We start from the raw sequence: 14,986 nt of genomic DNA, 5'->3' as shown, positions 1-14,986 counted from the left end.
GGTTGAAAAATTAGTGCATAATTATAAAAATTCAGTTAGGTTAATGAGAAAAAATTAAAGCTTGATGAAGACTTCTTTTTTTGAGGGCAATCTAGAAAACCTAAATATTTAGGTGCATCATGATTACTTCTGAGAAATACAGGTTACAGGTGACAGCAAAGAGAGAAATAGAGTGTTTCTTTCACTTTTTCCTAGTGCATAGCTGTGCTAGTTTGAGGCTTTTAAGAAACAAGAATGTAAGGATTTAGGGGTTGAGGGGAGAAAAACTAATGACAAATAACTTAGGACTTACAGAAGTGTCAGACTCAACCTATCTTGTCGGGTGCGTCAGATGCCAAACATCTGTTGAGAATCACGAAAAACTCAAATCTGAGGCATCCTATAAATGTGCCAGTTGCGTAAGTCCTGAATAGAATAAGCTAGAGTTAGTGATGCCAAAAGTTCATCATGAATGTTTTCTTGTGTTATTTATCAAGTTGCGAAAAACTTGTATTAGCATCTATGAGATTAGTCGCCACACCAGTTGAACGTAAAGCCATATTCATCAGTGTAATTTGTGAGTTTGTTTCTGGACAATCATCACCAGGACGGCGTTGAATATAAGTGCCATCGACCTGTAAATCCCAAGCTTGACGATTATCAGCCAGCATAATTCCTAAGATTTCTTGCAAATCTTTAGCAATATCTGTGTCTTTAATTGGGGTAATTACTTCCACTCGTCGGTCGAGGTTTCGACTCATCCAATCAGCACTGCCAATATAAATTTCTTCTTGAGCATTGTTGTAGAAGTAATAAATACGAGAGTGTTCTAAAAAGCGTCCAACGATGCTAATGATGCGAATATTTTCACTGATGTCGGGTAGACCTGGACGTAAACAACAAATACCCCGAATAATCAGATCAATTTGCACACCAGCACGGGAAGCTTCGTATAAGGTGGCGATGATTTGGGGATCGACAAGAGAATTCATTTTAGCTACAATCCGCCCAGTCAATCCATTTTGGGCATTAGTGATTTCGCGGCGAATCAATTCCAAAAAGCGATCGCGCATATTTACAGGTGCAACTAATAATTCTCGATAGGATTTTTGCCGGGAATATCCTGTCAAGAAATTAAATAAATCTGTAATATCCGCACCTAATTCTTCCCGACAACTAAACAAGCCTAAATCTGTATATAGCCTGGCGGTTTTCGGATTATAATTTCCAGTACCGATATGCACATAACGACGCATCCGGTCTTTTTCTCGCCGCACCACCATTACAGTTTTACAGTGGGTTTTCAGACCAACTAAACCATAAACAACGTGTACCCCTACCCGTTCTAATCGCCTTGCCCAATAAATATTATTTTCCTCATCAAATCGGGCTTTTAATTCCACCAATACAGAAACCTGTTTACCATTTTCCGCCGCCGCAATTAAGGCATTCACTATGGGCGAATCTCCAGAAGTGCGGTACAAAGTCATCTTAATAGCCAGCACATTCGGGTCATGGGCAGCGTGGGTAATAAAGCGAACCACGGTTGAAGAAAAAGATTGATAGGGATGGTGTACAAATAAATCTTTTTCCCGAATCACAGCAAAGAAATCTTTACCTTCTTCTAACTCTAGAACCTCTGTATCTAGAGTGGGTTCCCGTAGCCGTTGCAACCGCATAGGTACTACAGACTGACGTGGTGGGTCTTTGAGTTCCGGCAATGGCAAGGCCATAAAATACATTAAATCCCGCAGTCCCAAAAGACCATCTACTTCGTAGACATCATTTTCTATGAGGTCTAAATCTTGTAATAATCGAGTACGTATTGGTTCAGGTGTTTGGGATTGAATTTCAATTCGTAGAGGATTCCCCCCAATACGCCGTTTCCGCAGTTCTTGTTCTATAGCTAATAACAAATCATCAGCTTCATCTTCTTCCAAAGCTAAATCAGCATCGCGGGTAATCCGGAAAGGGTGATATTCTTGGATATTCATTCCCGGAAACAGAGACTCTAAATTATGAGCGATCGCCTGTTCTAATGGTACACCTGTCCAGTTAGCTGGTTGTCCGTTCTCCTGCTGAATGCCCAACTCCGGCGGTAATGGTAAAAATCGCGGTAAAACGTTGGGAATTTTGACTCTGGCAAACAATTCTTCTTCTGTATCCGGATTTTTCACCAAAACAGCCAAATTCAAACTGAGATTAGAAATGTAGGGAAAAGGATGACTGGGATCAACCGCTAAGGGAGTCAGAACTGGGAAAATTTGGTCTTCAAAATAATTATCCAGATACGTGCGCTGTTTTTGAGTCAAGTTAATGTAATCCAGGATGTGGATACCTTGTTTTGCTAACAACGGCCGGATTTCTTGCTCAAAATGTTGATGCTGCTTCGTTACTTGAGGCGTGAGAGTTAGCCGAATATCATCGAGTTGTTGCTGTGGTGTGCGTCCATCGGGGCTTAACTTACCCACCCTTGCCTCTACCTGTTGCTTCAGGGCTGCAACCCGCACCATGAAAAATTCATCTAAGTTAGAACAGTAGATAGCTAAAAACTTCAGACGTTCTAAAAGCGGCGTGCGAGGATCGCAAGCTTCATGCAATACCCGATTGTTAAATTGTAACCAGCTTAACTCTCGGTTAATATAATATTGAGAATCGGTTAAATTAATAGAATTAGAGCTTTTTTTTGGTTTAGGCATGGCGATCGCAGGCTAGCCTGATGCAGCCCATTAAGGGAGATAACAATACACATAGTAATTGAAATAGGGTATCAGTCAATAGGAAATAGGCAATAGGCAATAGGCAATAGGCAATAGGCAATAGGCAATAGGCAATAGTTACATCCCCAGTCCCCAATCCCCAGTTCCCAATCCCTACTCTTGTATTTGCTTCACAGCTGCGGAGATTGGCAAACGCAGATTTTGGTCGTAGATGAAATCTTGACTAATTGCTACTTCTAGTTGCGGGAGGGTTGCAGTATTAGTAATGTTTGCCTGTTGAGGAACGCGCAGTGTGTACTTGCCAACGGGAAGACCATCTATCCGGTAAAGACCAAACTGGTCAGTCATAGCTGTAGCGACTCGTTTACCTTCAGTATCAACTACTTCTACTTCCACCTCTGACATTGGTTGACCGGATACATCAGTAATTCTACCTGCCATGCCATATTCTAATCTGACGGGGAAATCTAACTTGGTTACAGCCGCACCTGCGACTTCAGCAACTATTGTAGTCTTCCGTAGTGAAACTTCAATTGGTAACTCATCTGGGTCAATCTGCACTATGTAATTACCTTCTCGCAAATTGCCCACAAAGAAGTTACCTTGAGAGTCAATTCTGGCACCGCCAACGCTGCGGCCTCGGTTGTTATATACCTGAATTAGACCTCCACTGAGGTCTGTACCATTTCTACCACCTTCTACTACTATTCTGCCAGCGATCGCGCCTCTGTCTTTATTGAGGGAACTATACTCAGATGGTCTGACACTACCGCCAGCAAAAGATAAATCTGAGATTAATGATATCGTCAGGCGATCGTCCCCAATATTGTTACCAAAAATATTTCTATTTCTAGAGGGTATGCCTTGGTAATCAATGGACGCAAATAATCCCGGTATGATCCGCATACTAGCACCCACAACGGGGCCAATTTCTCCATCTCTATATCCCAACCCTAACCGCCAACTCAGACCGAAAAGATTCAGAGCATTACGATTCAGTACCAAAGTAAAACGAGTCGGTAAATCACCACCAGATTCTGTACCAAAAGATAAGAGATACTCGCGGTTAAAGTTATAGCCAAAATCTGTTGTGTAAATATCACCGAAAGAAGTAAAAGATAGTCTAGTCTTATCTGTAGGGCGATAAAAAGCATTTAACGAGTAGCGACCAAAATAATCTGGTGAACCTCTCAAGGATAAATTAGCAGCCGGACGGAAGGCAAAAGTTGGCAAAATGTAGCTAGTAGAATCATTTTGATTGCGGAAACTTCTGGCTATTACACCCAAATCCAAATTATTACTAAACTTATATCTAATATCTAAGCTATGATTTTGGCGATCGAGTGATTGCCTACTATAAAAGTAGCCGTCTGGATAATATTCAGAAGTTCCCAAAATTTGCCAGCTATCAAACTTAATATCTAAATTAGCTGCATAACCCACCTCACCGCGTGAAGTACCCACATTCGCAGAAAGAATAACGGGATCTGCTAAACGCCAAGCAAAACCTGCGTGGGCTTGTGTTGTTTCAGGTAAAAGCTGCACAGCACTTTCTACTGTAAAGTTATCAGAAAGACCTTGCCGCACCTGATAAAATCCAGTGAATCTGCCCGCTTCGGTAGAGGTAAAATCATCAAATAAATTATTTTGTATCCAGTTACCAGTTAAACCTACACCTGCTATCTGAATATTTCCACCTGCTGGTAATAATAAATCAGAAGCATTCAGTCTTAAAGACCGAATCTCTATAGGTATACTGAGGTTATTACGATCAAATACTAAAAGCTCAATTTCGTTGCTTTGACCAGTTGGTAAATTGATATCTACAAACTCATATTCACCAGTTAATCCCACCTGTTGTTGGGCAACAATAAAACCGCTAACTCTTAACTGGACAATACTAGCAGGAGGAACTACACCTCGAAAAGATTGTAGAGGTCGGGAACGTCTGGGTAAAAGTTCACTAGCACTATAACTGGTAGTAAAATTATCCGCAGGGATGTTAGTATAACCAATCTGCGCCCCTGTAAAATTAGTGCCAGTGAATAAAGGATGTAATGCTATTTGTTGGCGACCTAATTGATAGAGCATTCGCCCTGAGCGTTTAAAGAAAAAGTATTCAGTAAGTTGGGGCTGATCAACAAAATTATTCTCTAAACGTAAACGCCATGCACCACCAGCTAAACGCCCACCCAAAAGTGTAGAACTGCGCCAGCTTGTTCTACCAGCATTACTGAAATATCTTAATTCCTGCCGTAAATTTGATAAGCCATTACTAGGGGCTTTAACTTCTGGCTCTAGGTCAAGAGCTTGATTTCTAGAGCGATTAATACCTCTACGCCAAGGTAAATCAACATTTAAAGCTAAATCTGAAGGTTTTAGCTCTAGATTAGTTAATAATTTTTCTTTTAAGAAAATATCACTAACATAAATGATTCCATCAATTTTTTTGAAATCTGCTTCTGTTAGTGTTACTACACCTAAAGGTGTCTTGAGTTGAATTTTAGTATCTATATTCTCAACTTCTAATCCGGCGATTTTGCTAAAATCTTCCAAGGGAAGTAATAAAGTATTACCTTCAGGAATTATTTCTAAACTCCCAACTTCTCTGGCGTTGATAAATACTGCAACTAATAAACTTTTAGCATTAGCTATAATATTATCAACTGGAATATCGGGTGAGGAATTATTTTTGTCTATTGAAGTTTTAGACTCTTGGGCAACTAAATTATTATCACTTTGAGGTTGTTGCTGATCAGCAGCAGTATGATTAATATCTACATGAATATTTTCTGTATTACTATTAGCTGCATCTTCAGCAGTTAATGATGTTGTATCGCTTTGAGCTAAGACCTGTGAACTCTGTAATTGATTGCCAGAGTCTATAGCATTTTCAATATTATTATCTGAATTGGTCGTGCCATTGGCGATGATATTTTGATTCTCGACATCTTCATTTAGTGTTGTTTGAACACAAGATGACTGTGAATCATCTAGGGAAAATTCAGGTGGTAAGCTTTCCGGTTTTGTAGGAGTTGCTATTGTGCCTGCAATTAACTGATTATCTTGATTAACCCTAGCAGTTACTGGGGTTGTGCAAGAGGGATTCTCGGACTGTAAAATCGTAGCTGGGGGGGGAGGTGTAGAAGGTTGGTAGAACATAACTAAAGCACACAAATTTGTATAGGTAGCCTAAAAAGCTTCCCGGCTACAAAATGATTGTTGGGAAGAACTAAAGCTGACTTTTGAACTCACAAAACCTATTTGCGCGGTTGAGAATTTCTTAGGGAATCTCTGAGTTTCTGAGATGAAGGTTGAATTCGAGAACGATTAGTAGCTACTGGACGATTTACGGGAACTGTAAAAGGTATGCCTTTTTTAATTGCTACGCCATTTAAGTCTCCCTTTATGTCTAAGACATATTTACCAGGTGGTAAATCTTTTTTAATGGGTAATAAGACGTTACGACGGCTATTAGGTAATACAGGTGTAGAAGGTAATAAACCTGCATCTACTAAAGGCTCAGGAATTTTGGTTTCTGGCTTACCTAAATTACCTATGGGTTTGGTAGCCTCTGTGCCTGGATATTTATCTGCCGGCCAAATAGTATATTGACCTTGCATATTGACATATCCATTGCCTTGGCTAGAAATATCAAATACGGCATTCAGCGCATTTGGTTTAGTGTTTACATTTACAGCATTCAACACACCAACTCGCTGAATATCTCCCACATAACCGTAAACTGCCACACCTAATTTACCAACTAATCTTATACCCTGAGCCGTATTATTGCGTGGGACTTCTTCAATAAAAATAACTGCTCTGTGTTCACCTGATTGGGGTTGAACTCTGGGACGAACAGCAAAGCGAATAGTCTGCACACCACCTGGGGGAATTGTAAAGCGAGAAGGAGTAAAAACAATCCACTGCTCTAATGATTGTTCTTCAGGCGGCAGGACTTGAATTTTATTCTGCTCGTTCATATTCCACGACTGAACATAAACTCTAAATTCTACTGGTTTAGAATCAAAGTTCATCACCTTAATCGCTTGAGAGCGTGTTTTATTACTACTAATATCGACGTGAAATTTAGGTGGAGTCACACCAATATTAAGTGCCTCAGCCGGTTGTAAACCTAGAGCTAATGCCCCAATTAAACCCAAGGTAAGATTTCTAAATTTCGGTAACATTTCAATTAAACTCTTCACTTAAAAACAGACAATAAATGATTTTTGATGTTAATTGCGAAAAATTAACGGCGATCTACTATCACCATTAATTCCCCAGCGTAATTACCTGCAACTTGAGCCTGAGAAATGTCCATTCTTAAGCGAAATCCACCTTGTACTAAAGCGGTATTACTATTGAAGTCGCGGGAAATTTCTATGATGGGTAATGGTTCTAGTACCACCGGAACAGCAGCATCAGAACGCTGTTCATTGCTAACTGCACTGCTCCTGCCATTATCAGCTTTCATCTCATAGGTGGCATAAAGAGAGTCAACTTGATCTATAGGAACACGCATCTGCCAAACCCCAGGGAATTCTCGAACCACAACAGAATTAAACTGAGGAGGTGCTGCTAAGTCTCCTGCGTCTCTGACTGACTCACTTTTGGTAGTCAGAGTAATTTCTGAATGTGCTATGGGAGGAACTGTCAGTCTTTGAGGTGTGGCTAATTGGTAAATTTCTATGGGTTCGATGTTAGAGATAAATTGTGCTTGCGTCTGAGTTTGCAAGCATACCAAGATAGCTGTGCTTAAGGCCAAGCAACTAAGGAAATATACTTTTGGAATTTTGATTTTATGCCATGACATATTGCTAAATCACTCAAATCAAAGTCATGTACAGTGAGATTCTCCGGCTTCATTAATTTGACAATGTAATATTGCTAAAACTTTATACATTGTCCAAAGCTATCGAGATAGAATTGTAGAAGTTAAATATTTTTGAGCCTTGGAGATTCCGAACTCAAAAATTTAGTATGGGAAATACCCCCATTTTTCAGGGGGTTAGAGGAAGTTTGAAAAAGCCCTAATGATGTATTAAATACTTTGAGATCCCCCTAAATCCCCCTTAAAAAGGGGGACTTTAATTCATTCTTTCCCTATTTTTTAAGGGAGACTGTAATTCACTTTCCCCCACCTCTTTTTAAGGGTAACTGTAATTCACATTCCCCCCTTGGTTCAAGGGAGACTGTAATTCACATTCCCCCCTCTTTTTAAGGGGGGCTAGGGGGGATCAACAGGTACTTAAAGTCACAGCTAATCACTTTTGAAACAACCTCTTAAAAACTTGATTCAGAAAGCTAACCAGTAGACTGAATCATCTGGGCAGTAGGAGAGAAGTCTGCTTTTTACTTGCGAGGTTGGAGGCAGGCTTTTACTCCCAATGCCATCACAATGAATGTTAATCAACTATGGTCTGAAGGCTTCAACTGTTAGAACACCTGTGTAAGTACCAGCAGTGAGGTCGCCAGATCCTCCTGCGAGGTCTAATACAATATCTCTAGGAGTAGAATTAATTAGGCCTTCAGGAGCAAATGAAGCTGGGTTAGTACCAACAACAGCAGCAGTAACAGCATCGCCACCAGGTCCAACAAATCCACCAACAGGAGCTGTAACTTGTACCTCGTAGTTGCTTGGAGCATTAGACCAAACAATGTAGGCGCTGGTGATGGTCTTTTCGACAGGAACACCATCTGCAAATCCGCCTGCAAATGGAGAAGCAGTGTCTACAGTACCGCCAGCTTCTTGACCTTGATTACTGCCAATGAAAGGAGAAGTTGGTGGAACTCCAGGTCCTAATCCGGTTAAGGCGACAGCAGTCAAATCAGTAGGAGTGATTACAAGATTAGCAGTAGTGATTGTTCTCAAATACAGAACTTCTGGAACAGATACGTTAACAGTAATAGGGCTGGTTGGGCCTGAACCTTGAGGAATTTGTGCGTTAGCAGGAGTGGAAACAATTGCACTACCCAAAGCAGCAGCACCGAAAGCAGCTAGAGCTAAAAATTTGTTCTTCATAATGGAACACATCTCCCTATATTTTGTGTTTGTGTCAATTTGTGTTGACTGTTAGTAAATCTCGTTCAATCAATGCCATGTTTGGCCTATAAGTGGCTGGAGTTGTTGAGAAACTGCAACCATTTAAAACTTGCTTCTTACATACAGATTTTGTGTTTTAATCATCACCTCCTTTAAAGTACGTATAATTCTGTGTTGTCAGCCCCGTCGGTAGCGGTGAAGAACAGTTTCGTACCAACGACAGTCAGCCAATCAGGGTTAGCAATTCCTCCCGGATAAATGTTGCTAGCCCGAATCGTATTTAGCTCTGTGCCGTCACTGAACCACACCTCTCTGTTAGTACCATCAGAAGCGGCAAAAGCGAGGGTACCATTGAAGTTGACAAGGCCGGTGGGAAGACTGTTAGCAGTACCAGATGAGATGTCCTTAACTATGACTGTGCCGACATCTGTACCATCTGTTTTCCATAGCTCTAAACCTGACACCGGATCATTCGCTACAAAATAGAGTGTATTTCCTACAGCCGTTAGGTTAATAGCACCAAAGCCTAAATTGGGGGCTTGTCCATCAGTGCCAATTATCTGGGTTCCAGATTCAGTACCGTCACTTCTCCACAGTTCTAACGTAAAGTCATTGTCACTATCTGTGACAAAGTACAGCATATTACCAACTGTTGTGAGTCTTTCTGGTGCGTAGGAATTATTACCTGGGGTGATATCTTCCACTAAGCTGGCTGTTGTACCGCTTTGGTATTGCCATACTTCATGCCCACTTGTGCCGTTGTTGGCTGTAAAGTAAAGAGTATTACCAACTACTGTTAAACTACGTGGTGTTGAATTAGTAACTCCCCCAGCATTGATAACTTGTGTACCACCCACAGTACCGTCAGTTGACCATAGTTGACTGTTATTTTGGGTTGTGAAGAAGAGGCGATTATTAAAAGCCGTTGTAAATGTGGGTGTACCAGTAGTAGCAAAACCTGGGTTAATGTCTACTAAATTAACGCTTGTGCCATTATAAACCCACAGTTTTCTGGTGGTGCTACTATCGACGGCAGTAAAGAAAAGTTTGTTTCCTACTACAGTCAAATTACCTGGATCAGAATTGCCAGCACCAACATTAATATCACTAATCCTATTTACAGAAGTGCCGTTATATTCCCAAAGTTCCCTACCAAAAGTGCTGTCACTAGCGGTAAAGTATAGCCTGTTGTTAAAGACTACTAAGTTATTAGGGTTAAAGCTACTGATATTGCTGAGAGAAGTAGCTGTATTACCGTCACTGCGCCATAACTGCACCCCATTTACACCATCATTAGCGGTGAAATATACTAAGCTACCCAAGGCGGTAAGATTTGCAGGGTTAGAACTACCAGTAGGATTAATGTTTTGTACTAATTTAGCTTGTGGCGTTGCTGTGATATCTAAATCATAGAACGTATTGGCTAAACCAGTGGTATAAACACGAATGAAGTATGTACCAGCATCTAAGGTTGTGTTAATACTTTCATTGGCATTTCCTGGCTGGTTAGAGATAGCTATTTGTGTACCATTACTGGTGAGCAGTTGCACATCTGCATTGACTAACTGTGCATTGAAATAGCTACTCAAAATATTGAGATTAAGACTAAAGTTAGTAGTAGTATCCAGGGTGAATTTATAGAAATCATTCGTGTCTAGATTGCCTACAAACTCATTCCTTGAGGTAGCACCGATGATGTTACCCAGATTCAGTGCTATTGCTGTACTGTTGGGAGCTTGATCTGTTCCTATGACTTGGGCAGATGCACTCAAGGTATATTCAGCTGTCTGTGTAGAACCTCGATTCACTAAGATGTTGTAAGTACCAGGATTCAAACTAAGTCTAACTGCATCTAAGGCTGTTCCTGGTTGGGTTGAAGTGATAATGTTACCACCACTTGCGTTTTGCAGAAATAAGTTTGCGTCGGCTGTGAGGGATGTGAATCTGATATCTACGAGAGATGTTGAAGCTAAGGTAAATTGATAATAGTCGCTATTATCTGCGAGACTGACTTGATCTGTGATGGTAGTGTCTAGGATAATAGGAGTAGCAGTTCCAACTGTATTTCCCCCTTGGTCTGGTGGATCTGCGGTAAAGTTAAAATTTAACTGATAGTTACCGGGATCTGACAAAGAATAAGCGCGGATATAGTATGTACCAGCTGCAAGACTGTAATTAATTAATTCTGATGTGGTTCCAACATTAGCACTGGTTTGAAGAACAGAATTAAAACTATTGATAAGTTGAAGATCAGCATAGAGAATATCAGTACCATTTAAGCTACTCAAATTGATATCAACTGTGCCACTATTACTTAGTGTGAAGCTGTAGTAGTCATTTTGGTCTACAACTTGACCTGTGCTACTGACATAATCAATTATGGGAGTGATGCCATCGGTAGTGCTGAATGTTCCAATATTTCTAGAATTTCCAATTAAACTATCTGATATGTAGCTTTCTTGAATAGTTTCTGCGGAAAGACGGAGATTATAAGGGGTGGAGGTAGAACCATTTGGAATAAAAACGTGTGCGTAAAATGGATTACTTGGTGGATCAGAAATACTAAAACGTATTCTCTCTGCGGTAGTTCCAGCATTGGTAGAAGGAGCAATAGAACTACCTGCACTATTTCGTAGAAACAAATTAGCATTATCTGTTAATCCATCCAGTTCCAAGGTAACTATACTGGAACTGCTAACAGTAAACCTATAGTAATCAGATAGATCTGATGGACTTAAACGGCTGACACTATCTTGAAATATGCTTGGTGTGCTGAGGAGAGAGCCACCAATATATGATAGAGAAGTTGTATCTAAAGCTGTACTTGTACTACTACCTGGATCGGGAAAACCTGAATAAGTCGTCATAATTTTTACTCTTTTTTATAGAAACTCCAACATCTAAAAATATCGGCTACAAAATAATTATTTACAAAGATGTAGCACAAATTTATTTCCGTCATTCAACCGGAGATGATGATTATTTATTTCACAGCAAGTAAGCAAATCAGAGTAAGATTTCTAATTGCTGAATGTAAATGGTTGTGTGTGACTGGATAGATGCCAGATTTCCTAAGTTTTAATATCTATCTATTAGAGATAGGACTTACGCAACTGGCACATTCGTAGGGTGCGTCAGATTTGAGTTTTTCGCTATTTTCAAAAGATTTTTGGCATCTGACGCACCCTACAAGATAGGTTGAGTCTGACACCTGCGTAAGTCCTGAGAGAGATATTTTTCAGCTTGTTAGGAGGTGTTTTAGATATATGTTATTGCCGATATGTGAGTGCTTAACTGTTAGTTAAGGGGGAAATAAAAATTCGTGCTATGTATGAACTTGCCCTGATTTTTTTAGTAACTATCTTTTCGTTACAAATTTTAGAATTATGCACGACGATGATGTTTTATCTCTCCTTGATTCACGTTTTTGATAGGCAATTTCCTTTCAGGTTGACTGCCTCTAGAATTTAACTTCTATGCCAAAAAGTTTGCTTCCGTAAAATTACTTAAAAATGCAAAATTTGGTAATTAAAAATTTAAGCATTGTTAAGCAGGTTTTTTATGTATAAAAAGAATTGGTATATTTTTAGATTTTGCTAATAATCATTAGCTGATTGAAACGATATCATCTGTGGTAAATACGGTTGTTTCATCTAACCTGTAGACGCAAGCCCTATTACTCTCAAGTTAAGAGAGTGGTTTGATAACAAAAAAGAAAAATCTATAACTCTTGATTTTTTGTTCTATAGCAGAAATTTTGACCCCTCTCCAAACCTCTCCCCCACGGGGGGAGAGGCTTTGAAAGGCAAGTTGATTTTTTTTCTGGTTGTATGAAACCACCCTGCTAACCCTGCCTTCAAAAGGGGGGAACTAGAATTGACTTGAAACCTTAACCCTCTGTTGCTAATCTTGTCTAGTTGAGATATGTTCCAAGCTACTCGTCGCCGTCTGGCTATCTGGTACACTGCTGTAACTGCTGTGCTACTACTGTTGTTTGCAAGTGGTGTGTATTTATATGTCCGCAATACCTTGATTGAGCGGATTGACGATACCCTTAATCACGTAGTGGAAATAGTTGAGCGATCGCTAGTCATCGAACGAGCCAACAATGAGCCTGAACCATTCCGTATTAATGTAGAAGCTAGTTTCCGTAACAACGCTGAGACAGTAGAAGATGACCACATTGATTTAGAGTGGTTTAGTCCGACTGGTGAATTAATTTGGTCTACTTTTTCTGAGCCTCTCAATATTCCCATACATAGCGATCGCACTGGTGAAACTGTCCATATATTTAAACAAGACAGATGGGACAATGAAGATACTTCCCAGTCCCCCCTGCTCTTGCGACAAGTCACCCAACGCGTAGAAATTGGACGGCAAGTTTTAGGATATCTGCGTGTGAGTCATCCTTGGTTTGAAGTGACTAAACCTAGCCGCCAATTAATTTTTGACTTAGCACTAGGTACAGGTTTAATGGTGTTGTCTGTGGCTGCAAGCGGTTGGTTTCTTTCTGGTAAAGCAATGGAACCTGTTGGCGAATCTTACCAACGCCTGAAACAATTTACGGCTGATGCTTCCCATGAATTGCGAAGTCCCATTACTTTGATTCAAACTAATGTGCAAGTGGCTTTGGCTGACTTGGAGTTAACACCAGCCGAAGCCACTGTTTCTAAAAATTATCGCCAACAGTTAAAGGTGGTAGAACGCCTAACACAGCGTTTGGGTAAATTAGTCAATGATTTACTATTCCTAGCCCGCCAAGATAGTGGCATGAGCAAAGATGGTTTTGCAGATTGTCCGTTGGATGCTTTGCTGATGGAAGTGGTGGAAGAACAACAACTGTTAGCCACAGAAAAAATAATTACACTTAATTTACATTTAGTTGACCCTCCCGCCTTGGAAACTAGCCCAGAATTATTAGAAAATTGGTTCACGCTCTGGGGTAATTGGGATCAATTGGTGCGGTTATTTACTAATTTGATTGGTAATGCTTTGCAATATACCCCAGCAGGTGGAGAAGTCAATGTAGAACTAGCACGGCTAGACAGAATTCGCTACAACAGTGCTGCTTATTTGCAAATTAGGGTGAGTGATACCGGCGTGGGGATTCCATCTGAAGCCTTACCCCGATTATTTGATCGTTTTTATCGCGTAGATCCGGCACGCACCCATAAAAAGGGAAATCCAGCTACAGACACTGCTACAGGTTCAGGATTAGGACTAGCGATCGCTCAAGCTATTGTCGAACATCACCAAGGTCAAATACAAGTGGAAAGCATTCTTGGTAAAGGCACAACTTTTATTATTAGCTTACCAGTCACTCTTGAGTCTTAATTTCTCTATTTAGCATTTGTTTCTTGTGGCAGATGAATCTTCTGCGCTTTAACTACTAATTTGTTAAGTAAAGCTGGCTATTAATCCAAAATTCAAAATTCAAAATTCAAAATCTATAATTCACTAAAAAATCCTGAGTTTTGAAATAGAAAAAATACAGCTATAACAAATTTTTTGGAGGGCTTAAATGCAAACACCCACACCTATCAAAGCACAAGATATGCCTTTTTTAGAAAAAGTGAAGGCAGAAAGTGGTTTAGCAGATATTTATGATGCTAGGGATATTACAGAAGTTGTGTTTCGCGTCATGCGCGATTTGATGACTACAGAGGCTGCTGATAGAGTTGAGGCCGAATTACACGAACCAGCAGAAGCTAGTGAGGATAAATCTCTGCAATTTGAGATTGCTGATTTGTGGCATGATACAAATCCCCTTGTAGGATTTTTAAGTCGAGTACGTCCACCTTGGCAGGGGCCAGGTATCTTTAAAATTGATAGCGATCGCTTCTTATTTCGGGTAGCCAATGAAGGTGGAATGCCACCAAATGTAGACCGAGAACAAGTAGTTAAAGCCGTGTTTTCTGCCACTAAAGACGAGTTATCGCCCGAAAGAATTCAAGAAATTGCCAGTTGGCTACCCGATAGAGTACGTCAGCTTTGGGATGAAGCATAAAATATTTTGAGTTATGAATTATAGCAGGTTACAGGTTACAGGTGATAGGTTGAAAAGCCTCTGATGGTAATGGTTTTATGATTTCCTGATGTCCTAATCTACTAATCTCATTGGCTACAGCTATAACCCCAATTAATAATTCATAACTCATTAATCAGGATATTTTTGTTCATGTATTCATCATACTTAAGGTAGAAAAATACGCTATTTTTGTCTTGCTTTTCAGGTCTA

Annotated in this window: 8 protein-coding genes; 2 read left to right on the top strand and 6 right to left on the bottom strand. The window is 40.1% G+C overall.

What is annotated here, in order from left to right; all coding sequences use genetic code 11:
- Positions 1 to 464: 464 nt before the first annotated feature.
- The 6 genes from ppk1 to NOS7524_RS19905 all read right to left on the bottom strand — a co-directional run bounded on the left by ppk1 (position 465) and on the right by NOS7524_RS19905 (position 11,615).
- A complete protein-coding gene (gene ppk1, locus NOS7524_RS19930) occupies positions 465 to 2,678 on the bottom strand; it encodes a polyphosphate kinase 1 (RefSeq protein WP_015140290.1) in 2,214 nt (737 codons plus the stop codon).
- Positions 2,679 to 2,852: 174 nt separating this feature from the next.
- The gene (locus NOS7524_RS19925; protein WP_015140289.1) at positions 2,853 to 5,861 is read right to left on the bottom strand and encodes a carboxypeptidase regulatory-like domain-containing protein; all 3,009 of its coding nucleotides are present in this window, start codon (positions 5,859 to 5,861) and stop codon (positions 2,853 to 2,855) included.
- Positions 5,862 to 5,959: 98 nt separating this feature from the next.
- Positions 5,960 to 6,892 (bottom strand): fimbrial biogenesis chaperone, encoded by a 933-nt coding sequence (locus NOS7524_RS19920; protein ID WP_015140288.1) that lies wholly within the window; start codon positions 6,890 to 6,892, stop codon positions 5,960 to 5,962.
- Positions 6,893 to 6,954: 62 nt separating this feature from the next.
- On the bottom strand, positions 6,955 to 7,518 hold the full coding sequence (locus tag NOS7524_RS19915; RefSeq protein WP_015140287.1) for a hypothetical protein: 564 nt from the start codon (positions 7,516 to 7,518) through the stop codon (positions 6,955 to 6,957).
- A 600-nt stretch (positions 7,519 to 8,118) separates the two neighbouring features.
- Complete coding sequence (locus tag NOS7524_RS19910) at positions 8,119 to 8,727, bottom strand: hypothetical protein (protein ID WP_015140286.1); 609 nt, start codon at positions 8,725 to 8,727, stop codon at positions 8,119 to 8,121.
- Positions 8,728 to 8,900: 173 nt separating this feature from the next.
- The gene (locus NOS7524_RS19905; RefSeq protein WP_015140285.1) at positions 8,901 to 11,615 is read right to left on the bottom strand and encodes an ELWxxDGT repeat protein; all 2,715 of its coding nucleotides are present in this window, start codon (positions 11,613 to 11,615) and stop codon (positions 8,901 to 8,903) included.
- 1,057 nt (positions 11,616 to 12,672) lie between these two features.
- Here NOS7524_RS19905 and NOS7524_RS19900 point away from each other — a divergent pair.
- Both NOS7524_RS19900 and NOS7524_RS19895 read left to right on the top strand, forming a co-directional pair.
- Positions 12,673 to 14,082, top strand: a complete 1,410-nt coding sequence (locus NOS7524_RS19900; protein WP_015140284.1) for a sensor histidine kinase — start codon at positions 12,673 to 12,675, stop codon at positions 14,080 to 14,082.
- A gap of 187 nt (positions 14,083 to 14,269) precedes the next feature.
- Positions 14,270 to 14,755 (top strand): DUF2267 domain-containing protein, encoded by a 486-nt coding sequence (locus NOS7524_RS19895; protein ID WP_015140283.1) that lies wholly within the window; start codon positions 14,270 to 14,272, stop codon positions 14,753 to 14,755.
- Positions 14,756 to 14,986: the final 231 nt, after the last annotated feature.

The sequence above is a fragment of the Nostoc sp. PCC 7524 genome (assembly GCF_000316645.1).
In the GTDB taxonomy this organism is placed as follows: Bacteria; Cyanobacteriota; Cyanobacteriia; order Cyanobacteriales; family Nostocaceae; genus Trichormus.
This window is presented reverse-complemented; position numbering and strand designations above follow the sequence as displayed.

Bases quoted from the DNA above. Each gene is read 5' to 3' on its own strand.
- NOS7524_RS19910 (WP_015140286.1), bottom strand. From the start codon at position 8,727: ATGAAGAACAAATTTTTAGCTCTAGCTGCTTTCGGTGCTGCTGCTTTG.
- NOS7524_RS19920 (WP_015140288.1), bottom strand. From the start codon at position 6,892: ATGTTACCGAAATTTAGAAATCTTACCTTGGGTTTAATTGGGGCATTA.
- NOS7524_RS19915 (WP_015140287.1), bottom strand. From the start codon at position 7,518: ATGTCATGGCATAAAATCAAAATTCCAAAAGTATATTTCCTTAGTTGC.
- NOS7524_RS19925 (WP_015140289.1), bottom strand. From the start codon at position 5,861: ATGTTCTACCAACCTTCTACACCTCCCCCCCCAGCTACGATTTTACAG.
- ppk1 (WP_015140290.1), bottom strand. From the start codon at position 2,678: ATGCCTAAACCAAAAAAAAGCTCTAATTCTATTAATTTAACCGATTCT.
- NOS7524_RS19895 (WP_015140283.1), top strand. From the start codon at position 14,270: ATGCAAACACCCACACCTATCAAAGCACAAGATATGCCTTTTTTAGAA.
- NOS7524_RS19900 (WP_015140284.1), top strand. From the start codon at position 12,673: ATGTTCCAAGCTACTCGTCGCCGTCTGGCTATCTGGTACACTGCTGTA.
- NOS7524_RS19905 (WP_015140285.1), bottom strand. From the start codon at position 11,615: ATGACGACTTATTCAGGTTTTCCCGATCCAGGTAGTAGTACAAGTACA.